Source organism: Kitasatospora sp. NPDC086009, assembly GCF_044540385.1.
Lineage (GTDB): Bacteria > Actinomycetota > Actinomycetes > Streptomycetales > Streptomycetaceae > Kitasatospora.
Genome location: NZ_JBITSA010000006.1, coordinates 459,396 through 485,046 on the forward strand (window position 1 = coordinate 459,396; position 25,651 = coordinate 485,046).

Below are 25,651 nucleotides of genomic sequence, written 5' to 3' on the forward strand. Positions count from 1 at the left end.
ACCCCGCCGCGGCGCCGGCCGTGCCGGTGAGGACAGGAGAACATCATGACCACAGCTACGGCAGCGACGGCAGCACCCCGGACGAACGGTCCCCGGCCGGAGAAGCACCGGCCGGACAAGCACCAGCCGGACAAGCCCGAGACGACGGAACCGCGCCAGAACCCGCCGACGTTCCTCAGCGACCCGTACCCGACCCTGGCCAGGATGCGGCAATCGGCCCCGGTCTCCGTGCTGCACAGCGACGGCGGCCTGCGACTGTGGATCATCCCGCGCTACGACGATGTCCGGGCCGCGCTCTTCGACCCCCGCTTCGCGCAGGACGTGCGGCGCGCCCAGGCCCTGGCCGACAGCCGGATCGAGGGCGTCAACCTGGGCTCCGAGATCACCCATATGCTCAGCAGCGATCCGCCCGACCACACCCGCCTCCGCCGCGTGGTCCAGGCGGCGTTCAGCCGCAAGCGCGTCGAGGCGATGCGGCCGATGGTCGAGCGCATCACCCTCGAACTCCTCGACGGGCTGGACGCGGCAGCCGCGCGCCACACGACCCGCACCACCACCGCCACGGTGGACCTGGTACGTGACTTCGCCTTCCCGCTGCCGATCCTCGTCGTCTGCGAACTGCTCGGCTTCCCGCCCGAGGACCGCGACCTCTACCGGAAGTGGTCGACCGCCATCGTCACCCAGGAGGGCGACCACGCCGCGTTCCAACAAGCCGTCCAGGAGATGGGCTCGTACGTCCTGGCCATCGCCGACCGGCGTATCCGCCGCAATGACCGTCCCGCCGATCTGCTCACCGAGCTGCTGGAAGCCCGCGAGCGCGGAGAGCTGACGGACGACGAGATCGTGGGCATGGTCGCCCTGCTGCTGATCGGCGGGCATGAGACCACCGTGAACCTGCTGGGCACCTCCTGCCTCGCGCTGCTGCGCGATCCCGGCCAGGCCGCCTGGCTGCGCGCCGATCTCACCCGGATGCCCAGGGCCGTCGAGGAGTTCCTGCGCTACGACTCCCCCATCTGCATGGCCACCACCCGCTTCACCACCGAGCCGGTGGACGTCGGCGGGGTGGAGATCCCGCAGGACGAGTTCGTGCTGCTGTCCCTCGGCGCGGCCAACCGCGACCCGGCGCGCTTCCAGGACCCCGACCGCCTCATCCTCGACCGCCGGGACGCCGGCCATCTCGCCTTCGGCGGTGGCATCCACCGCTGCCTCGGGGCCCTGCTCGGCAAGCTGGAGACCGAGATCGCGCTCACCGCGCTCCTCGCCCGCTTCCCCGGAACGACCCTGGCCTGCCAGGAGCGCGACCTGCGCTGGCGCGACACGATGATGCTGCGCGGCTTGGAGGCGCTGCCCCTCACCCTGCGCCGCTGACCCCCCCGACCCGGTGCGCGGGAGGAGGCCTACCGGGGCAAGCGGGAGGCCGCGGTACGCCAGGCGCCGACTCCGTCCGCCGCGAGACCGGAAATCCCTGGTCGGCATGGTGCGGACCAGGGATTTGCCAGGGAGTCCTCAGGGAGGTCAGAGCTCTCCGAGGGGCCTTTCAGGCACTTCGGGCCGTGTGCGCAGAGAGGGGCCTGGCAGCTCTGACGGAGAAATCATGCAGGTCAGCACACTTGCCTAGCACTCGATGACGTTGACGGCGAGGCCGCCGCGCGAGGTCTCCTTGTACTTGATCTTCATGTCGGCGCCGGTCTCCTTCATGGTCTTGATCGCCTTGTCGAGGGAGACGTGGTGGCGGCCGTCGCCGCGCAGGGCCATCCGGGCGGCGGTGACGGCCTTGACCGAGGCCATGCCGTTGCGCTCGATGCAGGGGATCTGGACCAGGCCGCCGACCGGGTCGCAGGTGAGGCCCAGGTTGTGCTCGATGCCGATCTCGGCGGCGTTCTCGACCTGCTCGGGGGAACCGCCGAGGACCTCGGCGAGGCCGCCGGCCGCCATCGAGCAGGCGGAGCCGACCTCGCCCTGGCAGCCGACCTCGGCGCCGGAGATCGAGGCGTTCTCCTTGAAGAGCATGCCGATCGCACCGGCGGCGAGCAGGAAGCGGACGATGCCGTCCTCGTCCGCGCCCGGGATGAAGTTCAGGTAGTAGTGCAGCACGGCGGGGATGATCCCGGCCGCGCCGTTGGTGGGCGCGGTGACGACCCGGCGGCCGGAGGCGTTCTCCTCGTTGACGGCCATCGCGTAGAGGGTCACCCACTCCATGGCGTTGGCCGGGCCGATGCCCTCGGCGCGCAGCGCGCGGGCGCCCGAGGCGGCGCGGCGGCGCACCTTGAGGCCGCCGGGGAGGATGCCCTCGCGGGACATCCCGGCCCGCACGCACTCCTGCATGACGCGCCAGATCTCCAGCAGCCCGGCCCGGATCTCCTCCTCGCTGCGCCAGGCCTTCTCGTTCTCCAGCATCAGGCCGGAGATGGACAGGCCGGTCTCGCGGCTGAGGCGGAGCAGCTCGTCGCCGGTGCGGAAGGGGTACTTCAGCACGGTGTCGTCCGGCTTCACGCGGTCCGCGCCCAGCGCGTCCTCGTCGACGACGAAGCCGCCGCCGACCGAGTAGTAGGTCTTCTCCAGCAGCAGGCCGCCGTCGGCGTCGAAGGCCCAGAGGGTCATCCCGTTGGCGTGGTACGGCAGCGAGCGGCGCCGGTGCAGGATCAGCTGGGTGCCCGGGTCGAAGTCGATCGGGTGGGCGCCGAGCAGGTCGAGCCGCTTCTCGGCGGTGATCCGCTCGACGTCCCGGTCGGCCTGGTCGACGTCGACCGTGCGGGGGGAGTTGCCCTCCAGGCCCAGCAGGACGGCCTTCGGGGTGCCGTGGCCGTGGCCGGTGGCGCCCAGCGAGCCGAAGAGCTCGGCGCGGACGCTCGCCACCCCGGTCAGCAGGTCCTCGGACTTCAGGCGGCGGGCGAACATCCGGGCGGCGCGCATCGGGCCGACGGTGTGGGAACTCGACGGGCCGATGCCGATGGAGAAGAGGTCGAAGACGCTGATGGCCACGGAGGACGTCCTTGTCTGGTCTCGTGGAAGGACTTGCAGGCGGGGTGCTGACACGGAACGGGGCACCGCGCGCACTGTCCAGTGTGCGCGGTGCCCCGGAATCCCAGGTGACCAGGCGAGGTGAGCCCGGTCACCCGTGTCCGAACTACAGGTTCGGGTAGAGCGGGTACTTCTCGGCGAGGGCGGTGACCCGGGCCTTCAGCGCGGTGGCGACGGTCTCGTCGAAGGCGGGCTTCAGCGCCTCGGCGATGATGTCGGCGACCTCGCGGAAGTCCTCGGCCTGGAAGCCGCGGGTGGCCAGGGCCGGGGTGCCGATCCGCAGGCCGGAGGTGACCATCGGCGGGCGCGGGTCGTTCGGGATGGCGTTGCGGTTGACCGTGATGCCGACCTCGTGCAGCCGGTCCTCGGCCTGCTGGCCGTCGAGCTGGCTGTTGCGCAGGTCGACCAGGACCAGGTGGACGTCGGTGCCGCCGGACAGCACCGAGGCGCCGGCCTCGGCGACGTCGGCCTGCAGCAGGCGCTCGGCCAGGATCCGGGCGCCGTCCAGGGTGCGCTGCTGGCGCTCCTTGAACTCCTCGGAGGCGGCGACCTTGAAGGCGACGGCCTTGCCGGCGATCACGTGCTCCAGCGGGCCGCCCTGCTGGCCGGGGAAGACCGCGGAGTTGATCTTCTTGGCCCACTCGGCCTTGGAGAGGATGACGCCGCCGCGCGGGCCGCCCAGGGTCTTGTGCGTGGTGGTGGTGACCACGTCCGCGTACGGCACCGGGTTGGGGTGCAGGCCCGCGGCGACCAGACCGGCGAAGTGCGCCATGTCGACCATCAGCAGGGCGCCGACCTCGTCGGCGATCCGGCGGAACGCGGCGAAGTCCAGCTGACGGGGGTAGGCGGACCAGCCGGCGATGATCAGCTTCGGCTGGTGCTCCTTGGCGAGGCGCTCGACCTCGGCCATGTCGACCTGGCCGGTCTTGTCGTCCACGTGGTACGCGGCGACGTTGTAGAGCTTGCCGGAGAAGTTGATCTTCATGCCGTGGGTCAGGTGACCGCCGTGGGCCAGGCTCAGACCCAGGATGGTGTCGCCCGGCTGGATCAGCGCGAACATCGCGGCGGCGTTGGCCTGCGCGCCGGAGTGCGGCTGGACGTTGGCGTGCTCGGCGCCGAACAGGGCCTTGATCCGGTCGATCGCGATCTGCTCGACCACGTCGACGTGCTCGCAGCCACCGTAGTAGCGGCGGCCCGGGTAGCCCTCGGCGTACTTGTTGGTCAGCACCGAGCCCTGGGCCTCCATGACCGCCACCGGGGCGAAGTTCTCGGAGGCGATCATTTCCAGGGTGGTCTGCTGGCGGTGCAGCTCGGCGTCGACCGCGGCGGCGATCTCCGGGTCGAGCGAGTGCAGGGACTGGTTGAGAACCGTCATGGTGTGGTCTTCCCAGGGAGGAGAGAAGGAGGTGCCGCGCCTGGCACGCCCCACGGAAGGGTGGCGGCGGGCGACCGGAGGGCGGAGGAGGCCCGGTGGCCGGGGCGGCCGCCGCACTGCGGCCACCCCGAACGGCCGGCTCAGGCCGGGTTGGTCAGGGCGTTGTACTCGTCGGCGCTGAGCAGCTCGTCGGTCGACTCGACGCGCACCTTGAACAGCCAGCCACCCTCGAACGGGGCGCTGTTGACCAGGGAGTTGTCGTCCAGGACGTCCTGGTTGACCTCGGTGATCTCGCCGGTGACCGGCGAGTACAGGTCGCTGACCGACTTGGTGGACTCCAGCTCGCCGCAGGTCTCACCGGCGGTCACGGTCTCGCCGACCTCGGGCAGCTGCACGTAGACGATGTCACCGAGCGCGTCGGCGGCGTGGGCGGTGATGCCGACCGTGGAGACACCGTCCTCGACGGCGGTCAGCCACTCGTGCTCCTTGGTGTACTGCAGGTGCTGGGGGTTGCTCATGGCGTCATTCTCCAGGATGGGAAGCGGGTACGACGAAGCGGGCCGCCGGACGGACGGCTTCGACGTGGATCTTCGGGGTGGTCAGGCCCGGGCGGGCGCGCTCGTGAGGCCTCGGCGGGCGCGCCCGAGGGGCGTCAGCGGGCGCGCTTGTAGAACGGCAGCGCCACGACCTGCACCGGCTCGTGCTTGCCGCGCACGTCCACCGCGACGGTGGTGCCCGGGGCGGCGTGCGCCGCGTCCACGTAGGCGATCGCGATCGGCTTGCCCAGCGTGGGGGAGGGCGCGCCCGAGGTGATCCGGCCGATCGGCTCGCCGTCGGCGGTCACCACGGTGTACTCGGCGCGCGGCACGCGCTTGCCCTCGGAGACCAGGCCGACCAGCACCCGCGGCGGGTTGGCCTCGGCCGCGGCGGCGGCCTGCTCCAGGGCCTTGCGGCCGACGAACGCGCCCTCGTTGGTGGTCTTGTCGAAGCGGACCACCCGGCCGAGGCCGGCGTCGAAGGGGGTCAGGTCGGTGGAGAGCTCGTGCCCGTAGAGCGGCATGCCGGCCTCCAGGCGCAGCGTGTCGCGGCAGGAGAGGCCGCAGGGGACGAGGCCGCGGCCGGTGCCGGCCTCGGTCAGCGCCGTCCAGATGTGCGCGGCGTCGCCCGGGTTGCAGAAGATCTCGAAGCCGTCCTCGCCGGTGTAACCGGTGCGGGCGAGCAGCACGTCGCGGCCGGCCACCTGGGCCGGGAGGATCGCGTAGTACTTCAGGCCGGGCAGGTCGGCCTCGGTGGTGTCGGCCAGGATCGCGGTGGACTCCGGGCCCTGGACGGCGATCAGCGAGTAGGTGTCGCGGTCGTCGGTGACGACGGCGTCGTAGCCCTTGGCGCGGGCGATCAGCTCGTCCAGCACCAGCTGGGCGTTGGAGGCGTTGGCGACGACCAGGAAGGCGTCCTCGCGCAGGCGGTAGACGATCAGGTCGTCCAGGATGCCGCCGTCCTCGGCGCAGATCATGGTGTAGCGGGCCCGCAGCTCGCCGAGCGCGGAGACGAAGCCGACCAGCGCGTGGTCCAGCATCGCGCCGGCCTGCGGGCCGGTCACGGTGATCTCGCCCATGTGGGAGAGGTCGAACAGACCGGCCTTGGTGCGGACGGCGAGGTGCTCCTCGCGCTCGCTGCCGTAACGCAGCGGCATGTCCCAGCCGGCGAAGTCGGTCATGGTCGCGCCGAGGGCGCGGTGCAGCGCGTCGAGCGCGGTGAGGCGGAGGGACGACATGGCCTGGAACTCCTCGGTCTGGGCACTCAGGTGTGCGCACGCCGGACCGGACCCGCTCGGGGACCGAGCCTGCGCGCGGGCATGCGGCGGCTGGGTCTCCCCATCTGTCGTCGAACCTGAGAGCTTCACCGCACGCGGGCCCGCAGCGCTTCACAGCTAACAGGACAGCATGGCGGCTTGCACCGTGGGTGGGCGCGCGACAGGGCCGTGCGCCGCTTTCCAGATGTGCCTAACCCGTGCGGTAGGGGGGCCTGAGAGATTCCGGGGAGGACTTGCTCCTTCGGCGCCGGCTGTACCGCCTCTCGGGGGTACTCCGGACTCTCCCGCGCGGGTTCGAGCGGCCGGTATGGAGTTGAGGTTCTCGGCGGGGAACACCCGCAGACGCGGACATCATGGCACGTCCCGGCGGAAGACGGGAGAGGGGCCCCGGGCCCGGCCCCGCCCGGCGGGCCCGGCCCGCACCCGCCACCGCTAGCCCACCGGTACCGCCCCGGCCCCGTACCGACCGGTACCGGCGCGCACCGCGGCCCCGGCCGCGGGCCCGCTAGGCTGCTCGGCGTCGGCGGACAGAGGACGGTACAGCGGCGGATGGGGTACCCGGTGGAGCAGCAGCAGGGGTGGGGCGGCCCGGAGGCGGCGCCGCCCGGCGGTGGATGGCCCGCGAACGAGCTGGAGCAGGTGCTCACGGCCGCGCTCGGCGATCCCGGCGCGACCCCCCGGGTGTTCGAGGTGCTCGCCCGCAGCCAGGTGTGGATCCCGCTGCCGGCCGGCGGCGACCCGCAGGGCCAGGCCCTGGACCTGCCGACCATCGAGCTGGCCGGCGACCCCTACGTCCCGGTCTTCTCCTCGCAGGAGGTGCTCCTCCAGCAGGCGCCCGGGATGGCCTTCGCGATCGCGCCGGTCTGGGAGTTCGCCCGCGGGCTGCCGCTGGGCGTGGGCATCGCGGTGAACCCGGAGGCGCCGGTGGGCATCCCGGTGCCGCCGCAGGGCGTCGCCGAGCTGCGGCGCGGGCCGCGCGAGGACCGCTGGGACGCCCCGGAGGCACCGACCGGCGGCCGGGTGGCGCTGCGCGAACCGGTGCCGGGCGAGGACCCGGAGGCCTTCCTGGCCGCCTGCCGGTACGAGCTCTCGGGCCTGCCCGGCGTCCTGACCGCCAGGCGGGCGCTGGCCAGCGTGGAGGGCGAGCCGACGGTGATGTTCGTCGGCGTCCAGCTCGATCCGGCGGCCCCGGCCGAACCGGCCGCCGTGAACGAGGCCCTGGGCCGTGCGCTGGGAACCGCGCCGCTGCCCGGCGGCGTCCACCTCGTACTGCTCGACCTCGCGGAGGACCCCGTGGTCGAGTGGCTGCTCAACCGGGTCCAGCCGTTCTACGCACGGATGTGACGCGTTCCTCCTCGCCCGGCACCGGGCCGGAGGCCACCGCCGGGCACGTCGGCGTGGCGGTGGCGGGTGGCGCCCCATAGGGTGCCTGCAGATGACCGCCGGGCCGGCGGCAGGTGAGAGAAGAAGAGGCGCAGCGAGGTGGGCGCATGAGTGCGGGAGCGGTAGCGGGCGGTGCACCGGGGCCCTGGGGCCAGGTACCCGCCGGGCGCCCCGGCGCGGATCCGAGAGCGCTGGAGCACGCCCTGCGCGAGGTCGCGCCGGAACGCTGGGAGGCGTACGAGGCACTGCTGCACGCGCTGGCCGCGGGGCAGGTCTGGATGCTGCTCTGGCACGGTACGCCGGGCAGTCCGGACGCCCAGTACGGGAACATGGAGATCAGCGGTCACGGCTACGCGCCGGCCGTCACCTCGCCCGAGCAGCTGGCGGCGTCCGGCTGGGCGCGGGCGCACGAGGTGATCTCGGGGCGCGAGATCGCCGCCTCGCTCTATCGCACCCGCTGGGGCCTCTGGCTGAACCCGCACGCCCCCGGCGGCGGCGTCGGGGTGCCCTGGGCGGACCTGCGCCGGATCGCGGCCGGCCTGGACCGGCTGCCGGCCGGGCCGCTGAAGCTGAGCGAACCACAGGTGCAGGCCCAGCAGTTCTTCGCGCTGCTGGAGCGGCAGGCGGTCGAGGTGCGGGCGGTCAAGGCGTTGCGCCGGGCCTGGGTGCAGCCCTCCGTGGGCGAACCGTACCTGGCCATCGGACTTGAGCTGTACGAGAGTTCGCCGCCCACGGTGGAGGCCGTCCGGGCGCTGATGCAGCGCGCGATCGCGGTCGCGCCGGAGGGGCTCGCGGTCTCCACCGTCGCCATGGGGGACGAGTACGACCCGGTGGCGCTCTGGATGCGGGCCAACGCGCGGCCGTTCTACGACCGCGAGGCGGGCGGCCACGGCCGCTCGCAGGCCGCGCCGTACCCGCCGGTGCCGCCGCCGCCCTACGCCTCGCAGGCGGGCCCGGCGTACGGCTACGGCGCCCAGGCGCCCGGCCCGGTGTGGCCGGGGCAGCAGCCGCCGCCGCAGCAGCCCTGGCCCGGCTACCCGGGGCGCTGACGCCCGCACGGTCGACGCGGCGGGCGCCGCGGTGCCCGCGCCGCACGCCGGGCGTTCCGCCGCCCGTGTCGGGGCTCCGGGCATTCGGGCGCCGGTACCGCACGCCGGGCATTCCGGCGCCCGCACCGCAACTCCGGGCAGACCTGGTGTTCGTGTCCCAACTACGGGCACTTCGGACACCTGTCGCAAGCACGGATGTTCGGGTGTTCTCGGCGCGGTAACGGGTAGTCCGGGTGTATGCACCCAAAGCCCTCCACCAGGACCGACATGACGATCCGTCATGTCGGTCCCGGCATTTCCGGTCGGATTTCCGGCTGGTTCGGTGCAGCCCCTTGACATGCATGTAACAGCTGTGTGAAGAGGGATATGCCGAAGATCCAGAGGTGCATGCCGACAGATCACAGTTGGGCATCTCTCGGTTGTCAGGGCTGGCGCAAGCCAGTTCGGATGGCAGAGAGTTCTGCGCAACGCACCGCGCGTACTGGGTGCCCCACGAGGGTGAACGCGCTGGCGGACCGCTTGAGCCTCGCGACGCCCATCCCGCGCGGCCGCAGTACCCGAGCACGTCGCACCGCTGAACACCCGCACCTGAACCTCCGCACGTCCGCACCAGCCGTACCGCCGAACCGGCGACCGGCACCCGTGGGCCGGCCACCGTCGGCGAGGGGACCGAACTGACCATGACCGCACCCATCAAGACCGCCGGGAACACGCCGGAGGCAGCCGCCGCCGCGAGCCCGGCCACGAAGATCGAGGGCCGCTCGCTCGGCCGGATCGCCTGGACCCGTTTCAAACGGGACAAGGCCGCCGTCGCCGGCGCCGTCGTGGTGATCCTGCTCGTCCTGCTGGCCGTGCTGGCCAAGCCGATCGAGTCGATGTTCGGCCTGGACCCCGACGCCCTCAACCAGGACCTCCTGGACGCCAACCTCGGTGGTCTGCCGTTCGGCGACTGGGGCGGCATGAGCCTCGACCACCCGCTCGGCGTGGACCCGCTGCAGGGCCGTGACCTGCTCTCCCGGGTCATCGAGGGCTCCTGGGTCTCGCTGCTCGTCGCCTTCGGGGCGACGCTGCTCTCCAACACCCTCGGCACCGTGCTCGGCGTGATGGCCGGCTACTACGGCGGCTGGGTGGACGCCCTGATCAGCCGGGTGATGGACGTCTTCCTGGCGTTCCCGCTGCTGCTCTTCGCCATCGCGATCTCCGCCTCGCTCCAGGGCGGCGCGTTCGGCCTGCACGGCCTCCCGCTGCACATCGGCGTGCTGATCTTCGTGATCGGCTTCTTCAACTGGCCCTACATGGGCCGGATCGTGCGCGGCCAGACCCTCTCACTGCGTGAGCGCGAGTTCGTCTACGCGGCCCGCAGCCTGGGCGCCCGGGGGCCGTTCATCCTGTTCAAGGAGCTGCTGCCCAACCTGGTCGGTCCGATCCTGGTCTACTCGACCCTGCTGATCCCGACCAACATCCTCTTCGAGGCGGGCCTCAGCTTCCTCGGCGTCGGCATCCAGGCCCCGCAGGCCTCCTGGGGCGGGATGCTCAACGACGCGATCAAGTACTACCAGGTGGACCCCCAGTACATGGTGGTCCCCGGTATGGCGATCTTCCTCACGGTGCTCGCCTTCAACCTGCTCGGCGACGGGCTGCGTGACGCCCTCGATCCCAAGAGCAACTGACATCCCGTCAGGACCCTCCGATCCGCCACCACTTCCTCAAGGGGTTGATCTCACCATGCGTAGGTCCCGTACCGTCGGACTGACCGCAGTGGCCGCCGCCGCTGTCCTGGTCGTCACCGGGTGTACCTCCGGTTCATCCAAGAGCGGGGGCGACTCGTCGTCCTCCGCCGCGTCCGGCGGCGGCGCCGACGCGGCCACCAAGGGCATCGTCAACGCCTCGGACAAGAAGGGCGGGACGGTCACCTACGAGATGAAGGGCACGCCGGACTCGCTCGACCCCGGCAACACGTACTACGCCTACATCTACAACTTCTCGCGCCTGTACGGGCGTCCGCTGACCACCTTCGCGCCGGGCCCCGGCGACGAGGGCAACAAGCTCGTCCCGGACCTCGCCGAGTCCATGGGCCAGCCCAGCGCGGACGGCCTGACCTGGACGTACAAGCTGCGCGCCGGCCTGAAGTACGAGGACGGCAGCGCGATCACGTCCAAGGACGTGAAGTACGCGGTGGAGCGCTCCAACTTCGCGCCGGACGTGTTCTCCAACGGTCCGACGTACTTCAAGGACCTCCTGGTCGACAACCCGACCCCGTACGCGGGCCCGTACAAGGACGCGGCCGGCGACCTCAAGTCCATCGAGACGCCGGACGACCTGACCGTCGTCTTCCACCTGAAGCACGCCTTCGCGGACTTCGACTACCTGGTCTCGGCCCCGCAGACCGTCCCGGTCCCCAAGGACAAGGACAAGGGCGCCGACTACGTCAAGCACCCGATGGCCTCGGGCTCCTACAAGTTCGAGTCCTACGAGGACGGCAAGCAGCTCACCCTGGTGCCGAACACCAGCTGGGACGCGAGCACCGACACGATCCGCAAGCAGCTCGCGGACAAGATCGTGCTCAAGATGAACATCGAGCAGTCCACCATCGACAAGGACCTGCTGGCCGGCAACGCCCAGGTGGACCTCGTCGGCGGCGGCGTCGACCCGCAGACCCAGGCGCAGATCCTGCAGAACCCGAAGCTGAAGGCCAAGACGGACAACGCCTACGGCGGCCGCCTGGTCTACACCGCGATCGACAGCCAGGTCGCGCCGTTCGACAACGTCGAGTGCCGCAAGGCCGTGCAGTACGCGATCGACAAGGTCTCGGTGCAGACCGCGGTCGGCGGCCCGATCCGCGGCCAGATCGCCAACTCCGTCCTGCCGGCGGACATCCCCGGTCACCAGGACATCAACCTGTACGAGACCAAGGACAACAAGGGCGACGAGGCCAAGGCCAAGGAAGCCCTCAAGGCCTGCGGCAAGGAGGGCGGCTTCAACACCGTCCTGAGCGCCCGGACCGAGCGCGCCACCGAGATCGCCGCCGCGACCTCGATCCAGGCCGCGCTGAAGAAGGTCGGCATCAACGCCGAGATCCAGCAGTACCCGCAGGGCAAGTACCTCTCCGACAACGTCGGCGTGCCGGCGAAGAACAAGGAGAAGAACATCGGCCTGATGATGATGCAGTGGGGCGCCGACTGGCCGACCGGCTACGGCTTCCTGCAGCAGATCGTCGACGGCCGCGCCATCAAGGAGGCCGGTAACAGCAACCTGGCCTCGCTGAACGACCCGGCGATCAACAAGCTGCTCGACGACGCCGCCGTCAACACCGACAAGGCGGCCCGCGAGAAGATCTACGCGGAGATCGACAAGAAGGTCATGGAGCAGGCGGTCTACGTCCCGCTGACCTACTTCAAGGTGTTCCTGTACCGCTCGGACACCGCCACCAACGTCGTCTCCACCTCGGCCTTCTCGGGTGAGTACGACTACCTGAACATCGGTACGACCAAGTAAGAGCCTGGCTCCGTATCCCTGAAGGCAGGTGAAGGCAGCGGCGCCCGCCGCCGTCCGGAAGATCCCGGACGGCGGCGGGCCGCCGGAGCCGACCAACTGTGTTTGCCTACATCCTCCGCAGGACGCTCGCGGCCGTGGTGCTGCTGCTGGTGGTCAGCGCGGTCACCTTCGCGATCTTCTTCCTGCTGCCGCGCCTGGCCGGCGAGACGACCGACCAGCTGGCCACGCAGTACATCGGGAAGAACCCGTCCCCCGAGGCGGTCGCGGCGGTCAAGAAGAACCTCGGCTTCGACCAGCCGATCTACGTCCAGTACGGGCGCTTCCTGAAGGCGCTCGTCACCGGGGCCGAGTACAAGTTCGGCCCGGACGCCGCCACCTGCCACGTGCCCTGCTTCGGCTACTCCTTCAAGAACCACCTGGAGGTCTGGCCCGAGCTGACCAAGCGCATCCCGATCACGCTGTCGCTGGCCATCGGCGCCGCCGTGCTCTGGCTGGTCTCCGGCGTCACCACCGGGGTCATCTCCGCGCTCAAGCCGAAGTCGATCTTCGACCGGCTCTCCATGGGCGTCGCGCTGGCCGGTGTCTCGCTGCCGGTCTTCTTCACCGGTGCGCTGCTGCTCACGCTCTTCAGCTACGAGTGGCCGATCCTCGACAACCTCCAGTACGTCAACTTCACCGACGACCCGCTGATGTGGGCCCGCAACCTGATCCTCCCGTGGATCTCGCTGGCCTTCCTCTACTCCGCGCTCTACGCCCGGCTCACCCGCGCCGGCATGCTGGAGACGATGAGCGAGGACTACATCCGCACCGCCCGGGCCAAGGGCCTGGCCGAGCGCAAGGTGGTCGTGAAGCACGGGCTGCGCTCCGCGCTCACCCCGGTCGTCACCATCTTCGGCATGGACCTCGGTCTGCTGCTCGGCGGTGCGCTGATCACCGAACAGGTCTTCTCGCTCCAGGGCGTCGGCGCCTTCGCCGTCTCGGCGATCTCCGACAACGACCTGCCGAAGATCCTCGGCGTCACGCTGCTCGCCGCCTTCTTCATCGTCCTCTGCAACCTCGTGGTTGACCTCCTGTACGCCGCTGTCGACCCCCGGGTGAGGCTGTCGTGACCGAGCTCCAGAAGACCCCGGCGCCGGTGGCCGCCGCGACCGGGGACCCGTTCCTCTCGGTCCGGGACCTGCGGATCCACTTCGACACCGACGACGGCCTGGTCCGCTCGGTGGACGGGGTCAGCTTCGACCTGCACAAGGGGAAGACCCTCGGGATCGTCGGCGAGTCCGGCTCCGGCAAGTCGGTCACCTCGCTCGGCATCATGGGCCTGCACCGCTCCAAGCGGGCCCGGATCAGCGGCGAGATCCACCTGGACGGCGAGGAGCTGGTCGCGGCCGGCCCCGAGCGGGTCCGCCAGCTGCGCGGCCGCGAGATGGCGATGATCTTCCAGGACCCGCTGACCGCGATGCACCCCTACTACACCGTCGGGGCGCAGATCATCGAGGCCTACCGGGTGCACCACCCGCAGGCGACCAAGAAGCAGGCCCGGGCCCGCGCGGTCGAGATGCTCGACCGGGTCGGCATCCCGCAGCCCGACCGCCGGGTGGACGACTACCCGCACCAGTTCTCCGGCGGCATGCGCCAGCGCGCCATGATCGCGATGGCCCTGGTCAACGACCCGTCGCTGCTGATCGCCGACGAGCCCACCACCGCGCTGGACGTCACCGTCCAGGCGCAGATCCTGGACCTCATCCGGGACCTCCAGGAGGAGTTCGGCTCGGCCGTCATCGTCATCACCCACGACCTCGGGGTGGTCGCCGAACTCGCCGACGACATCCTGGTCATGTACGGCGGCAAGTGCGTCGAGCGCGGCCCCGCCGAGACCCTCTTCGACGCGCCCCAGCACCCCTACACCTGGGGCCTGCTGGGCTCGATGCCGCGTCTCGACCGTGAGCTCCAGGAGCGGCTCGTCCCGGTGAAGGGCACCCCGCCCAGCCTGATCAACGTGCCGTCCGGCTGCGCCTTCCACCCGCGCTGCCCGTACGCCGGGCTGACCGGCGGGCGCTCGGCCGACGAGGTCCCCGTCCTGACCGAGGCAGCGCCCGGGCACCACGCGGCCTGCCACCTCGCCGCCGCCGACCGGCGCCGCATCTTCACCGAAGAGATCGCGCCCCGGCTGTGAGCCCGGTTTCGTACCACCATTCTGGAGAGAACCGATGACGGACACTCAGGCGGCGGCCCCCGAGCCCATGAAGAAGGTGCCCGCGCCCGCGCCCGCCCCCGACCGCGAGCCGCTGCTCCGGGTGACCGGCCTGACCCGGCACTTCCCGATCAAGGGCGGCCTGCTGCGCCGCGATGCCGGGGCGGTCCGGGCCGTCGACGGCATCGACTTCACCGTCAACGCGGGGGAGACCCTGGGTGTCGTCGGCGAGTCCGGCTGCGGCAAGTCGACGATGGGCCGGCTGGTCACCCGTCTCGACGAGCCCACCGGCGGGAAGATCGAGTTCGAGGGCACCGACATCACCCACCTGGGCACGGGCGCGATGCGGCCGCTCCGGCGCGACATCCAGATGATCTTCCAGGACCCGTACTCCTCGCTGAACCCCCGGCACACCGTCGGCACCATCGTCGGCGCGCCGTTCCGGCTGCAGAAGGTGCAGACCGAGGGCGGCGTCAAGAAGGCCGTCCAGGAGCTGCTGGAGCTGTGCGGGCTCAGCCCCGAGCACTACAACCGCTACCCGCACGAGTTCTCCGGCGGCCAGCGCCAGCGCATCGGCATCGCCCGGGCGCTCGCCCTGCGGCCCAAGATGGTCATCGCGGACGAGCCCGTCTCCGCCCTCGACGTCTCCATCCAGGCGCAGGTGGTCAACCTGCTGGACGACCTCCAGCGCGAGCTGGGCCTGACCTACCTGATCATCGCGCACGACCTCTCGGTGGTCCGGCACGTCTCCGACCGGGTCGCGGTGATGTACCTCGGCAAGATCGTCGAGATCGCCGACCGGGACTCGCTCTACGCGTCCCCGATGCACCCGTACACCACCGCGCTGATGTCCGCGGTGCCGGTGCCGGACCCGCGCCGCCGACAGCGCCGCGAGCGGATCCTGCTCAAGGGCGACGTGCCCTCGCCGATCAACCCGCCGTCCGGCTGCCGGTTCCGCACCCGCTGCTGGAAGGCGCAGGAGGTCTGCGCGGTCCAGGAGCCGCCGCTGGCGGCGCTGAAGACCGGGCACCAGGTGGCGTGTCACTTCCCCGAGCGGAGCGAGGGGAACGACTAGCGGGGTCCGGAGAACAGTCCGGCCGGCGGCGAGAAGGTGCTCGCCACCGCGTGACGGTCCGCGCCCCTCTGCGCCCCTCTGCACGCCATCGGCCGTCACGTGCTGTGACGGCCGATGGCGCGGCCGTGACGGTCGGCCGAGCGCGGTGCCCGGGGGGTCCATAGTTGTCCGGTGACATCGCAGATCTTCCCCTCCGACGTGCAGCAGAGCCTGGACCTGGTCGGCATCTTCGTCTTCGCCCTCTCCGGAGGGCTGCTGGCCGTGCGCAAGAACATGGACATCTTCGGGATCTGTGTGCTGGCGGAGGTGACCGCGCTGGGTGGCGGGGTCATGCGCGACCTCGTCATCGGGGCCACCCCGGTGGCGGCCTTCTCCAACCTCGGCTACTTCAGCACGCCGCTGGCGGCCGGCCTGGTGGTCTTCTTCCTGCACCCGGAGGTCGAGCGGATCAACCGCGCGGTGCAGACCCTGGACGCGCTCGGCCTCGGGCTGTTCTGCGTCACCGGTACGGCCAAGGCGCACGACTACGGCCTCGGCGCGGTGGCCGCGATGGCGCTCGGCATGGTGACGGCGGCCGGCGGCGGCGTGATGCGCGACATGCTCGCCGGGGAGATCCCCTCGCTGCTGCGCTGGGACCGCGAGATCTACGCCGTCCCGGCCCTGGTCGGCTCGGCCCTCGTGGTGATCCTGATCGGCCTCGACCGGCTCACCGCGCTCACCGGGACGGCGGCCGCGCTGACCGCCTTCGGTCTGCGGATGCTCGCCCTCAAGTACGGCTGGCGCGCACCGCGGGCCTGGCACCGCAACGGTTCTCGCACCAGCGAGGAGTAGGCGAGCCCCCGTACGCCAGCGAGATCGCCTCGGCGGTGCAGAGCAGCTCGGGCAGCAGCCGGACCAGTTCGGCCGGCGGGACCCGGTCGGTCGGGGCGCTGACCGCGCAGGCGGCGACCGGCCGCCCGGCGCTGCCGGCCACCGGGGCCGCCACGCAGGCCACCGCCTCCCGGTGCTCGGCCGACTCGGCCGCCCAGCCCTGGCGGCGGACGGCGGCCAGCTCGGGAGGCAGCTCGTCCTCGCCGGCCCCGTCGTCGGGCAGACCGGCCAGCAGGACCCGGCCGATCGCGGTGCCGGCCGCCGGGGCGCGCCGCCCGATCCGGGTCGGCCGGGCGGTGTCGCTCCCCGTCCAGCGGCCGGCCAGCTCGTCCAGGTAGAGGACCTCGCCGTCCTGGAGCACGGCCAGCTGGACGGTCAGTCCGCAGCGCCGGTGGAGGGCGGCCAGGTAGGGCGCGGCGATCTGGCGGACGTCGATCTCCTCCAGCGCCCGGTGGGCGAGCGAGAGGACGCGGCCGCCGAGCCGGTAGCGCCGGTCGGACTGGCGGTGGACGAAGCCGTGCTCCTCCAGCGTGCGCAGCAGCCGCAGGGCCGTGGACTTGTGCACCCCGATGCTGGTGGCGGCCTGGTCGAGGGTGACCGGCCCGTCGCCGAGGGACCCGAGGAGGGTGAGGGCGCGGTCGACCGACTGCGACATGGCGCCCCCCAGTCCTGATCCGGTCCGGCCGATTTGCGGTGCCCGACAGGCTAACCGTTCGGCCCGGCGGGAGACCAACGAGCCCCCGGCCGTCCCGGCTTGGCCGCCGGGGGCCGGGCCGGTGCCCGGCGCCGCGGGTGGCGGGGGAGCGGCGGCCGGATGGCGGCCGGGTGGCGGACGGTTGGCCGGATCGGGGCGTTTGCGCGCGCTGCGCGGCGGCCGGATCCGCCGGGTGGCCCGAGCGTCGCGCGGTGGCCCTCTACAATCGGATGGTTATGCCATACCTGGACCATGCGGCGACCACGCCGATGCTGCCCGAGGCGATCGCCGCGATGACCGCGCACCTGGGGGTCGTCGGCAACGCCTCCTCCCTGCACGCGTCCGGCCGCCGGGCCCGCCGCGTGGTCGAGGAGTCCCGCGAGTCGCTGGCGGAGTCGCTCGGCGCCCGCCCCAGCGAGATCGTCCTCACCGGCGGTGGCACCGAGTCCGACAACCTGGCCGTCAAGGGCCTGTACTGGGCCCGGCGGGGGGCCGACCCGGCCCGGACCCGGGTGCTGTGCAGCCCGGTCGAGCACCACGCGGTGCTCGACGCGGTGCACTGGCTCTCCGAGCACGAGGGCGCCCGGGTCGACTACCTCCCGGTGGACGGCTACGGCCGGGTCCACCCGGCGGCGTTGCGCGAGGCGATCGAGCGGGACCCGGCCTCCGTCGCGCTGGTCACCGTGATGTGGGCCAACAACGAGGTCGGCACCATCCAACCGGTCACCGAACTCGCCGCGGTGGCGGCCGAGTTCGGCGTTCCGATGCACGCCGACGCGGTCCAGGCGCTCGGTCAGGTGCCGGTCTCCTTCGCGGAGTCCGGGCTGACCGCACTCACCGTCACCGGCCACAAGGTCGGCGGTCCGTACGGCGTCGGCGCCCTGCTGCTGTCGCGCGGGGCCACGCCCGTCCCGCTGCTGCACGGCGGCGGCCAGGAGCGGGACGTCCGCTCCGGCACGCTGGACGCGCCGGCCACCGCGGGCTTCGCGGCCGCCGCCGCGCTCGCCGTCGAGCGGCGGGACGAGCACGCGGCGGTGCTCGGCGCGCTGCGCGACGAACTGGTCGCCTCGGTCCTGGCCGGCGTCCCGGACGCGGTCCTCAACGGCGACCCGACGACGCAGGGGCGGCTGCCCGCCAACGCGCACTTCTCCTTCCCCGGCTGCGAGGGCGACGCGCTGCTGATGCTGCTCGACGCCCAGGGCATCGAGTGCTCGACCGGCTCGGCCTGCTCGGCAGGGGTGCCGCAGCCCAGCCACGTCCTGCTGGCGATGGGCGTGGACCCGCTGCTGGCCCGCGCCTCACTGCGGTTCTCGCTCGGCCACACCTCCACCCGGGAGGACGTCACCGCGCTCGCCGGAGCCATCGCCCCGGTCGTCCAGCGGGCCCGCAACGCGGGGCTGGCGGCGGCCGCGCGCGCCCGGTAAACCCGGCCGGGCCTCCGCCGCGACCACGTACTCTTGTGGGCATCATGACTGACTTCCCCGGTGCCCCGACCGCCCCGTCCACTGGCCGCCTGCGTGTGCTCGCGGCGATGTCCGGCGGGGTGGACTCCGCCGTCGCCGCCGCCCGCGCGGCCGAAGCGGGGCACGAGGTGACCGGCGTGCACCTGGCGCTCTCCGCCAACCCGCAGTCCTTCCGCACCGGCGCCCGCGGCTGCTGCACCATCGAGGACTCCCGCGACGCCCGACGGGCGGCCGACGTGATCGGCATCCCGTTCTACGTCTGGGACCTCGCCGAGCGGTTCCGCGAGGACGTCATCGACGACTTCGTCGCCGAGTACGCGGCCGGCCGCACCCCCAACCCCTGCCTGCGCTGCAACGAGAAGATCAAGTTCGCCGCGCTGCTGGACAAGGCGATCGCGCTCGGCTTCGACGCCGTCTGCACCGGCCACTACGCCCGGATCGTCGACCTCCCGGACGGCCGCCGCGAGCTGCACCGCGCCGTCGACGCCGCCAAGGACCAGTCCTACGTGCTGGGCGTGCTCGACGCCGACCAGCTCGCCCACTCGCTCTTCCCGCTGGGCGACACCACCAAGGACGTCATCCGCGAGGAGGCCGAGCGCCGCGGCCTGGCCGTCGCGAAGAAGCCGGACAGCCACGACATCTGCTTCATCGCGGACGGCGACACCCAGGGCTTCCTGGCCAAGCACCTCGGCCGGGCCCCCGGCGACATCGTCGACGCGGACGGCACCAAGCTCGGCGAGCACGACGGCGCCTACGGCTTCACCATCGGCCAGCGCAAGGGCCTGCGGATCGGCCGCCCGGCCGCCGACGGCAAGCCCCGCTACGTGCTCGACATCTCCCCGGTGAACAACACCGTCACCGTCGGCCCCGTCGAGGGCCTGGACGTGACGGCCCTGACCGCGATCCGCCCGCGCTGGTGCGGGGCCGAGGCCGCGGCCGACGGCCGCTACACCGCCCAGCTCCGCGCCCACGGCGAGGAGGTCCCGGTCACGGCCGCCATGGTCGACGGCGAACTCCACGTCACCCTGGACACCCCCGCCCGCGGCATCGCCCCCGGCCAGGCCGTCGTCCTCTACGACACCACCCGCGTCGTCGGATCCGCCACCATCGCCACCACCCACCGCCGCCCGGTCACGGCCTGACACGGGTCCTCCCGGCCGGAGCGTGCCGTGTGTGCCGCTGTGTCAGCGGCACACACGGAAGACCGGTACGAGCGCGGCTGTGACGAGGTGCACCAGGGCGCTCGCGGACACGGCGTAGGCGGTCCAGCGACGTAGTGACTCCGGCGCGGTGGCTCGGAGGCCGTCGCGGGGCCACGCCTCGGGAGGTGGGCTCACTGCGAGACGTCGGCGTGGACGACCTTGTCGAACGGTTCGATCGTGACGCCCCACCGGCCACCGGTGAGTCGGTGGTGGCTCTCGTCGTCGGCGGATGCCCGGATCAGCACCGGCAGGGACCGCGAGCCGTCGCGCACCGAGATTCGTACGGTTGCGGCGGTGATTCGCCGGACGGTGACCGTCATGTCCAGTCGGCAACCGCTCTTCGCCGCGTTGGTCAACATTCGTCGCGCGGACAACGGCACCTGGGAGCCCCCGGGCGGAGTGCTGGAGCCGACCGAACCGGATACGACCAGCCCGGCGCCTTCCCGTTCCCGTGGGAGCGTCGGCCGCGGGTCCCCGGGTGCGTCATAGTGGACGGAGCCGCACGGGTGGTGCGGCCCGCCGGTGATTCGACGACCCGGGCTCCGGGGAGCGGCCGGCGATGCCCGTGGCGCCTTGCGGAGAGGACGGCATGACCTTCTACGAGCAGCACCGCGACTTCGTCGAGGAGCTGGAGCGGATCGCTCCCGAGGGCGTTCGGATCGAATGGTCCGGGGACACGCTGATCATGCAGGCGTCACCCTCGAACATCCACCAGCTCAACGTCGCGCAGGTGCGCAGGCAGTTCGAGCGGCACGCCCCCGACGGCTACCTCCCCAGTGAGCGGAGCGAGATCGTCAGCCCGGACGTCTCCAAGGGGCGCGAGCCGGACCTGACCTACCTGCCCGAGGAGGTTCTCTCCCAGCCGGGCAACAAGGCCCCCGCCGGGGAGGCCCTGATCGCCGTGGAGATCGTCTCGCCCTCCAACCCGGGCAACGACTGGATGGACAAGCTGCACGACTACGCCGTGATGCGCATCCCGCTGTACCTGATCGTGGACCCGCGGCAGCAGACGGTGACGCTGTTCTCCGAGCCGGACCACGACCGGTACCACACGCGCAGTGACCGGAAGTTCGGTGACGAGATCGGCATCCCGGAGCCCTTCGGCTTCACGCTGGGCCTGTCCGAGCTCGTCCCGTACAAGGACTGACCGTGCGCGTCGGCGGGGCGTGATAGACCAGTCAGCATTATGAACATCACTGTCTTCTGCTCCGCGTACTCGCTCGACGAGCGGTACTCCGCACCTGCCGCCGAATTCGCCCGTCTGCTCGGGGAGGGCGGGCACACCCTGGTGTGGGGCGGCTCCAACGCCGGGTTGATGGGGCTGCTGGCCGACGGGGTGAAGGCGGCCGGCGGCAAGCTGGTCGGGGTGCTGGTCGAACTGCTCCGGCACAAGGGCTACGAGGGCGCCGACGAGCTGGTGATGACCCTGGACCTCGCCGAGCGCAAGGCGCAGCTGCTGATGCGCGCGGACGCCGTCGTCGTGCTGGTCGGCGGCCTCGGCACGCTGGACGAGGTGACCGAGGTGCTGGAGCTCAAGAAGCACGCGCTGCACGACAAGCCGGTGATCGTCCTGGACACCGAGGGCTTCTACGCGGGCCTGCGCACCCAGCTGGAGCGGATGGACACGGAGGGCTTCCTGCCGCGGCCGCTCGGCGAGCTGATCACCTTCGCCGACACCCCCGCCCAGGTCTTCGAGCAGCTCAAGGCCTGAGAGGATCGGGACCATGGCTGCACATCTGATCACGGGCGCGGGCTCCGGCATCGGCGCCGTCCTCGCCGAGCGCCTCGCCGAACGCGGGGACGACCTCTGGCTGCTGGCCCGCGACGCCCGCCGGGCCGCGCAGCTGCGCGAGCGCTTCCCCGGGGCGCAGACCCTGGTCGGCGACCTCGGTACGCCGGCCAAGCTCTCCTGGGCCTTCGGCCACCAGGCGCTGCCGGCGGAACTCGACTCGCTGCTGCACGTGGCGGGCGTCGTCGAGCTGGGCCAGGTCGGTGAACTGCCGGTCAAGGCCTGGCAGGACACCCTGAACGTGAACCTGGTCGCGCCCGCCGAGCTGACCCGACTGATGCTGCCCTCGCTGCGGCTGGTCAAGGGCCACGTGGTGTTCGTGAACTCCGGCGCGGGGCTCACCGCGCACGCCGACTGGTCGGCGTACGCGGCGAGCAAGCACGGCCTGAAGGCGCTCGCGGACTCGCTGCGCCACGAGGAGCACGCCGCCGGCGTCCGGGTCACCTCGGTCTACCCGGGCCGCACCGCGACCGCGATGCAGGTCAAGGTGCACCAGCAGGAGGGCCGGGAGTACGACGCCGACCGCTTCATCGCGCCCGAGTCGGTTGCGACGGCGGTCCTGGCCGCGCTCGACGCCTCCCGCGACGCGGAGATCACCGAGATCACCGTCCGCCCCGGGAAGTGAGCCCCGGGAAGTGAGCCCCGGGAAGTGAGGCCGGGAAGTGAGCCCCGGGGACGTGGGTTCGCCGGCCCGAGCCCTGGCGTGGGAGGTCGGCCGGTCCGACTTCCCACGCCGGGCGCACTAGGCTCGGGCGGGTGAGCAACGGACACTCTTTCCCCGACCTGCGCGGCGCCGCCACCGGCGTCGGATCGCTGCCCGGCACCGACGCGCGGGAGGCCGCCAAGACGGCCACCGGGGCGCTGGAGCAACTGCCGTTCCTGCCCGAGCTGCCCGCCCGCGGGCCGGGCGCCGACATGATCGGGCGCAGCGCCGGCCTGCTGGTCGAGCTGTTCGCGCAGACCGAACCCAGCGGCTGGCGCTTCACCGACCGCCCTGGCCGCGACACCCGGCGGGCCCGTGCCTGGCTGGGCGAGGACCTGGACGCCCTGGAGGAGTTCACCCAGGGCTACCAGGGCGCGCTCAAGGTGCAGGCCGTCGGCCCGTGGACGCTGGCCGCCTCGATCGAGCTGAAGCACGGCGAGAAGGCGCTCGCCGACCCCGGTGCCCGCCGGGACATCGCCGGCTCGCTCACCGAGGGGCTGCGCCGCCACCTCGACGAGGTCCGCCGCCGGATCCCCGGCGCGGCGGTGGTGCTCCAGCTCGACGAGCCCTCGCTGCCCGCGGTGCTGACCGGCGGGGTGAGGACCGCCAGCGGCTTCCAGCGGCTGCGCTCGGTGGACCGCCAGGTCGCCGAGGAGGCGCTGCGCGAGGTGATCCGCGGCGTCGACGTACCGGTGGTGGTGCACTGCTGCGCCCCGGACGTCCCGATCCCGCTGCTGCGCCGGGCCGGTGTGGCCGGCGTCTCCCTGGACTTCTCGCTGTTGACGGAACGTGAGGACGAGCAGCTCGGCGAGGCGATCGAGGCGGGCACCGTGATCCTCGCCGGCGTGGTGCCGCCCACCGACGGAGCTCCCGCTCAATCAACGGCACTGTCCGACCCGGCCGGTAGTGTCCAGGGTGTCAGGACGTTGTGGCGCAGGCTCGGGTTCGCCCCGGAGCTGCTGGGCCGCCGTGTGCTGGTGACCCCCACCTGCGGGCTGGCCGGGGCCTCTCCGGCCCACGCGCGCAAGGCGCTGTCACTCAGTGTGAGGGCGGCCCAGAGCCTGGTGGACAACCCGGAATGAGAACGTAGGAGGGCTTGCGGTGGTGGCTGTCGAGGGCTGGGAGGAGATCCCGGCGGAGGTCCGCGGGCGGCACGCCGAGCTGGCGGCCGAGATCGAGGACCACCGCGCCCGCTACTACGAGCAGGACGCGCCGGTCGTCACCGATGCCGAGTTCGACGCGCTGATGCGCGAGCTGGAGGCGCTGGAGGCCGGGCACCCGGCCCTGCGCACCCCCGACTCGCCGACCCAGAAGGTCGGCGGCGCCGTCACCGAGCAGTTCGCGGCCGTCGAGCACCGCGAGCGGCTGCTCAGCCTGGACAACGCGATGGACGACGACGAGCTGGCCGCCTGGGCCGAGCGGGTCGCCACCGAGCTGGCCGGCATCGAGTACCACTACCTCTGCGAGCTCAAGGTGGACGGCCTGGCCGTCAACCTCACCTACGAGAACGGCCAGTTGGTGCAGGCCGCGACCCGCGGCGACGGCCGGGTCGGCGAGGACATCACCGCCAACGTCCGCACCATCAAGGAGATCCCGCACCGGCTCAAGGGCGACGACGTCCCCGCGCTGGTGGAGATCCGCGGCGAGGTCTACTTCCCCACCGACGCCTTCGAGGCGCTCAACGCCTCCTTCGCCGAGGAGAACGAGCGCCGCCGGCAGGAGAACGAGGAGCGCGCCAAGGAGGGCAAGCGGCCCCGGGCGATGATCCGGCTGTTCATGAACCCGCGCAACGCGGCCGCCGGTTCGCTGCGCCAGAAGGACCCGCACATCACCGCGTCCCGCCCGCTGCACATGGTGGTGCACGGCATCGGCGCCCGGGTCGGCTTCGACATCGACAACCAGTCGCACGCCTACCGGCTGCTGCACGACTGGGGCCTGCCCACGGCCCGGCACAACAAGGTGGTCGGCACGCTGGCCGAGGTCCGCGCCTTCATCGAGCACTTCGGCGCGCAGCGGCACTCGGTCGAGCACGAGATCGACGGCGTCGTGGTCAAGGTGGACGAGATCGCCCTCCAGGGCCGGCTCGGCGCGACCTCGAAGTCCCCGCGCTGGGCGATCGCCTGGAAGTACCCGCCGGAGGAGGTCACCGGCAAGCTCGCCGCGATCAAGGTCGGCATCGGCCGCACCGGCCGGGCCACCCCGTACGCGGTGCTGGCGGAGCCGGTGAAGGTGGCCGGCTCGATGGTGCAGTACGCGACGCTGCACAACCAGCAGATCGTCAAGGCCAAGGACGTCATGCTGGGCGACACCGTGGTGCTCCGCAAGGCCGGTGACGTCATCCCCGAGATCCTCGGCCCGGTGTACGACCTGCGGGACGGCACCGAGCAGGAGTTCGTGATGCCCTCGCACTGCCACGAGTGCGGCGCCGAGCTGCGCCCGATGGCGGAGGGCGACATCGACCTGCGGTGCCCCAACGCGCAGTTCTGCCCGGCCCAGATCCGCGAGCGGATCGCCTTCCTGGGCGGCCGGTCCGCGCTGGACATCGAGGGGCTGGGCTACGTCGCGGCGACGGCGCTGACCCAGCCGCTGGAGCCGGCCGAGGCGCCGGTCCGGGACGAGGGCGACATCTTCCGCCTCACCGCCGAGCAGCTGCTGCCGATCAGGGTGCTGGTCCGCGACCCGAAGACCGGCCTGCCGAAGCTCGACGACGAGACCGGCGAGGAGAAGGAGGTCTTCTTCTTCGCGACCACCACGGGCGCGGCCAAGAAGAACACCGGCCTGATGCTCGACAACATCGACCTGGCCAGGGAGCGCCCCCTCTGGCGCTTCCTCAACGGCCTGTCGATCCGGCACGTCGGCCCGGTCGCCGCGCAGGCGCTGGCCAGGGAGTTCCGTGACCTCGACCGGATCTTCGCGGCCAGCCAGGAGGAGCTGGCCGCCACCGAGGGGGTCGGTCCCGGTACGGCGCGCTCGATCGCCGAGTGGTACCAGGAGGAGTGGCACCGGGAGATCCTGGAGAAGTGGCGCGCGGCCGGGGTCCGCTTCACCGAGGAGGCCGGCGAGGAGCAGGGCGAGCGTCCGCTGGAGGGGCTGACGGTGGTGGTCACCGGCACGTTGGCCGGGCACACCCGGGACGGCGCCAAGGAGGCGCTGACCTCGCGCGGAGCGAAGGTGACCGGATCGGTGTCGAAGAAGACCGATTTCGTGGTCGCCGGTGACAATCCCGGTTCCAAGTTCGACAAGGCCGTTCAGCTCGGGCTGCCGGTCCTGGACGACGAGGGCTTCACGGTGCTGCTGGAGCAGGGGCCGGACGCGGCTCGCAGGCACCTGGGCCTGCCCGAACCGGAGGCCGTCGCCGGGGCCGCCGAGGAGCCCCCCGCCGAGGGGTGACCCGAACTCGGAGCCACCGAGTCCGTCTTGTTATCGTCCTGATGCGCCGTCACCGGGTGCCGCGCGGTGAAAGCGGGCATTGTGTCACTGTGCGGCACCGGAACGCGGTGGCGCGCTCCCGGTTGTCCGAAAGTCTGC

Annotated in this window: 22 protein-coding genes and 1 riboswitch; of the genes, 16 read left to right on the forward strand and 6 right to left on the reverse strand. The window is 72.0% G+C overall.

Annotation, left to right across the window (positions count from 1 at the left end; genetic code table 11):
• Window positions 1–45: 45 nt before the first annotated feature.
• A complete protein-coding gene (locus ACIF6L_RS18535; RefSeq protein WP_396488515.1) occupies window positions 46–1,368 on the forward strand; it encodes a cytochrome P450 in 1,323 nt (440 codons plus the stop codon).
• A gap of 246 nt (window positions 1,369–1,614) precedes the next feature.
• Here the strand turns inward: ACIF6L_RS18535 and ACIF6L_RS18540 are convergent, their stop codons facing one another.
• From ACIF6L_RS18540 to gcvT, 4 genes are all read right to left on the reverse strand, one after another.
• Window positions 1,615–2,982, reverse strand: coding sequence for an L-serine ammonia-lyase (locus tag ACIF6L_RS18540; protein WP_329489688.1), 1,368 nt, complete (start codon window positions 2,980–2,982; stop codon window positions 1,615–1,617).
• Between the two features lie 145 nt (window positions 2,983–3,127).
• A complete protein-coding gene (gene glyA / locus ACIF6L_RS18545; protein ID WP_329489689.1) occupies window positions 3,128–4,396 on the reverse strand; it encodes a serine hydroxymethyltransferase in 1,269 nt (422 codons plus the stop codon).
• A gap of 140 nt (window positions 4,397–4,536) precedes the next feature.
• Window positions 4,537–4,914, reverse strand: coding sequence for a glycine cleavage system protein GcvH (gene gcvH / locus ACIF6L_RS18550; protein ID WP_329489690.1), 378 nt, complete (start codon window positions 4,912–4,914; stop codon window positions 4,537–4,539).
• Between the two features lie 134 nt (window positions 4,915–5,048).
• Window positions 5,049–6,170 carry a glycine cleavage system aminomethyltransferase GcvT gene (gene gcvT / locus ACIF6L_RS18555; RefSeq protein WP_329489691.1) on the reverse strand — a complete coding sequence of 374 codons (1,122 nt, stop codon included), beginning with the start codon at window positions 6,168–6,170 and terminating at the stop codon, window positions 5,049–5,051.
• Between the two features lie 229 nt (window positions 6,171–6,399).
• Window positions 6,400–6,506: riboswitch (glycine riboswitch) on the reverse strand.
• Between the two features lie 252 nt (window positions 6,507–6,758).
• Between gcvT and ACIF6L_RS18560 the strand changes: the two genes are divergently transcribed.
• From ACIF6L_RS18560 to ACIF6L_RS18595, 8 genes are all read left to right on the forward strand, one after another.
• A complete protein-coding gene (locus tag ACIF6L_RS18560; protein ID WP_329489692.1) occupies window positions 6,759–7,553 on the forward strand; it encodes an enhanced serine sensitivity protein SseB C-terminal domain-containing protein in 795 nt (264 codons plus the stop codon).
• 146 nt (window positions 7,554–7,699) lie between these two features.
• Window positions 7,700–8,641: an enhanced serine sensitivity protein SseB C-terminal domain-containing protein gene (locus ACIF6L_RS18565; RefSeq protein WP_396488518.1), complete on the forward strand. Its 942-nt coding sequence runs from the start codon at window positions 7,700–7,702 to the stop codon at window positions 8,639–8,641.
• A gap of 680 nt (window positions 8,642–9,321) precedes the next feature.
• Window positions 9,322–10,311, forward strand: coding sequence for an ABC transporter permease (locus ACIF6L_RS18570; protein ID WP_352289530.1), 990 nt, complete (start codon window positions 9,322–9,324; stop codon window positions 10,309–10,311).
• Between the two features lie 55 nt (window positions 10,312–10,366).
• Window positions 10,367–12,136 (forward strand): ABC transporter substrate-binding protein, encoded by a 1,770-nt coding sequence (locus ACIF6L_RS18575; protein WP_329489695.1) that lies wholly within the window; start codon window positions 10,367–10,369, stop codon window positions 12,134–12,136.
• Between the two features lie 98 nt (window positions 12,137–12,234).
• Window positions 12,235–13,245 carry an ABC transporter permease gene (locus ACIF6L_RS18580; protein WP_329489696.1) on the forward strand — a complete coding sequence of 337 codons (1,011 nt, stop codon included), beginning with the start codon at window positions 12,235–12,237 and terminating at the stop codon, window positions 13,243–13,245.
• Window positions 13,242–14,309, forward strand: coding sequence for an ABC transporter ATP-binding protein (locus ACIF6L_RS18585; RefSeq protein ID WP_352295271.1), 1,068 nt, complete (start codon window positions 13,242–13,244; stop codon window positions 14,307–14,309). The genes ACIF6L_RS18580 and ACIF6L_RS18585 overlap by 4 nt, the downstream gene beginning before the upstream one ends.
• 34 nt (window positions 14,310–14,343) lie before the next feature.
• Window positions 14,344–15,402 (forward strand): ABC transporter ATP-binding protein, encoded by a 1,059-nt coding sequence (locus tag ACIF6L_RS18590; RefSeq protein WP_396488520.1) that lies wholly within the window; start codon window positions 14,344–14,346, stop codon window positions 15,400–15,402.
• A gap of 171 nt (window positions 15,403–15,573) precedes the next feature.
• Window positions 15,574–16,233: a trimeric intracellular cation channel family protein gene (locus ACIF6L_RS18595; RefSeq protein ID WP_329489698.1), complete on the forward strand. Its 660-nt coding sequence runs from the start codon at window positions 15,574–15,576 to the stop codon at window positions 16,231–16,233.
• Here the strand turns inward: ACIF6L_RS18595 and ACIF6L_RS18600 are convergent.
• The gene (locus ACIF6L_RS18600) at window positions 16,169–16,927 is read right to left on the reverse strand and encodes an IclR family transcriptional regulator (protein ID WP_396488522.1); all 759 of its coding nucleotides are present in this window, start codon (window positions 16,925–16,927) and stop codon (window positions 16,169–16,171) included. The genes ACIF6L_RS18595 and ACIF6L_RS18600 overlap by 65 nt on opposite strands.
• A 275-nt stretch (window positions 16,928–17,202) precedes the next feature.
• On the opposite strand from ACIF6L_RS18600, the gene ACIF6L_RS18605 reads away from it, so the two are divergent.
• The gene (locus ACIF6L_RS18605) at window positions 17,203–18,390 is read left to right on the forward strand and encodes a cysteine desulfurase family protein (RefSeq protein ID WP_396488524.1); all 1,188 of its coding nucleotides are present in this window, start codon (window positions 17,203–17,205) and stop codon (window positions 18,388–18,390) included.
• Window positions 18,391–18,434: 44 nt separating this feature from the next.
• A complete protein-coding gene (gene mnmA, locus ACIF6L_RS18610) occupies window positions 18,435–19,571 on the forward strand; it encodes a tRNA 2-thiouridine(34) synthase MnmA (protein WP_329489701.1) in 1,137 nt (378 codons plus the stop codon).
• Window positions 19,572–19,762: 191 nt separating this feature from the next.
• On the opposite strand, the gene ACIF6L_RS18615 is transcribed toward mnmA, so the two are convergent.
• Complete coding sequence (locus ACIF6L_RS18615; RefSeq protein WP_396488526.1) at window positions 19,763–19,990, reverse strand: hypothetical protein; 228 nt, start codon at window positions 19,988–19,990, stop codon at window positions 19,763–19,765.
• Window positions 19,991–20,220: 230 nt separating this feature from the next.
• Between ACIF6L_RS18615 and ACIF6L_RS18620 the strand changes: the two genes are divergently transcribed.
• From ACIF6L_RS18620 to ligA, 5 genes are all read left to right on the forward strand, one after another.
• Window positions 20,221–20,778 (forward strand): Uma2 family endonuclease, encoded by a 558-nt coding sequence (locus tag ACIF6L_RS18620; protein WP_396488528.1) that lies wholly within the window; start codon window positions 20,221–20,223, stop codon window positions 20,776–20,778.
• 39 nt (window positions 20,779–20,817) lie between these two features.
• Window positions 20,818–21,342, forward strand: a complete 525-nt coding sequence (locus ACIF6L_RS18625) for a TIGR00730 family Rossman fold protein (RefSeq protein WP_352295281.1) — start codon at window positions 20,818–20,820, stop codon at window positions 21,340–21,342.
• A 13-nt stretch (window positions 21,343–21,355) separates the two neighbouring features.
• Entirely contained in the window at window positions 21,356–22,045 is a 690-nt protein-coding gene (locus ACIF6L_RS18630) for an SDR family oxidoreductase (protein ID WP_396488529.1), read from the forward strand.
• A 131-nt stretch (window positions 22,046–22,176) separates the two neighbouring features.
• On the forward strand, window positions 22,177–23,205 hold the full coding sequence (locus ACIF6L_RS18635; protein WP_396488531.1) for a methionine synthase: 1,029 nt from the start codon (window positions 22,177–22,179) through the stop codon (window positions 23,203–23,205).
• A gap of 22 nt (window positions 23,206–23,227) precedes the next feature.
• Window positions 23,228–25,513: an NAD-dependent DNA ligase LigA gene (ligA, locus tag ACIF6L_RS18640; RefSeq protein ID WP_396488564.1), complete on the forward strand. Its 2,286-nt coding sequence runs from the start codon at window positions 23,228–23,230 to the stop codon at window positions 25,511–25,513.
• Window positions 25,514–25,651 lie beyond the last annotated feature (138 nt).

Excerpts from the sequence above, each read along its gene's own strand:
- ACIF6L_RS18535 (WP_396488515.1), top strand. The coding sequence starts at position 46 with ATGACCACAGCTACGGCAGCGACGGCAGCACCCCGGACGAACGGTCCC.
- glyA (WP_329489689.1), bottom strand. The coding sequence starts at position 4,396 with ATGACGGTTCTCAACCAGTCCCTGCACTCGCTCGACCCGGAGATCGCC.
- gcvH (WP_329489690.1), bottom strand. The coding sequence starts at position 4,914 with ATGAGCAACCCCCAGCACCTGCAGTACACCAAGGAGCACGAGTGGCTG.
- gcvT (WP_329489691.1), bottom strand. The coding sequence starts at position 6,170 with ATGTCGTCCCTCCGCCTCACCGCGCTCGACGCGCTGCACCGCGCCCTC.
- ACIF6L_RS18560 (WP_329489692.1), top strand. The coding sequence starts at position 6,759 with ATGGGGTACCCGGTGGAGCAGCAGCAGGGGTGGGGCGGCCCGGAGGCG.
- ACIF6L_RS18565 (WP_396488518.1), top strand. The coding sequence starts at position 7,700 with ATGAGTGCGGGAGCGGTAGCGGGCGGTGCACCGGGGCCCTGGGGCCAG.
- ACIF6L_RS18570 (WP_352289530.1), top strand. The coding sequence starts at position 9,322 with ATGACCGCACCCATCAAGACCGCCGGGAACACGCCGGAGGCAGCCGCC.
- ACIF6L_RS18575 (WP_329489695.1), top strand. The coding sequence starts at position 10,367 with ATGCGTAGGTCCCGTACCGTCGGACTGACCGCAGTGGCCGCCGCCGCT.
- ACIF6L_RS18590 (WP_396488520.1), top strand. The coding sequence starts at position 14,344 with ATGACGGACACTCAGGCGGCGGCCCCCGAGCCCATGAAGAAGGTGCCC.
- ACIF6L_RS18600 (WP_396488522.1), bottom strand. The coding sequence starts at position 16,927 with ATGTCGCAGTCGGTCGACCGCGCCCTCACCCTCCTCGGGTCCCTCGGC.
- ACIF6L_RS18605 (WP_396488524.1), top strand. The coding sequence starts at position 17,203 with ATGCCATACCTGGACCATGCGGCGACCACGCCGATGCTGCCCGAGGCG.
- mnmA (WP_329489701.1), top strand. The coding sequence starts at position 18,435 with ATGACTGACTTCCCCGGTGCCCCGACCGCCCCGTCCACTGGCCGCCTG.
- ACIF6L_RS18615 (WP_396488526.1), bottom strand. The coding sequence starts at position 19,990 with ATGTTGACCAACGCGGCGAAGAGCGGTTGCCGACTGGACATGACGGTC.
- ACIF6L_RS18620 (WP_396488528.1), top strand. The coding sequence starts at position 20,221 with ATGACCTTCTACGAGCAGCACCGCGACTTCGTCGAGGAGCTGGAGCGG.
- ACIF6L_RS18625 (WP_352295281.1), top strand. The coding sequence starts at position 20,818 with ATGAACATCACTGTCTTCTGCTCCGCGTACTCGCTCGACGAGCGGTAC.
- ACIF6L_RS18630 (WP_396488529.1), top strand. The coding sequence starts at position 21,356 with ATGGCTGCACATCTGATCACGGGCGCGGGCTCCGGCATCGGCGCCGTC.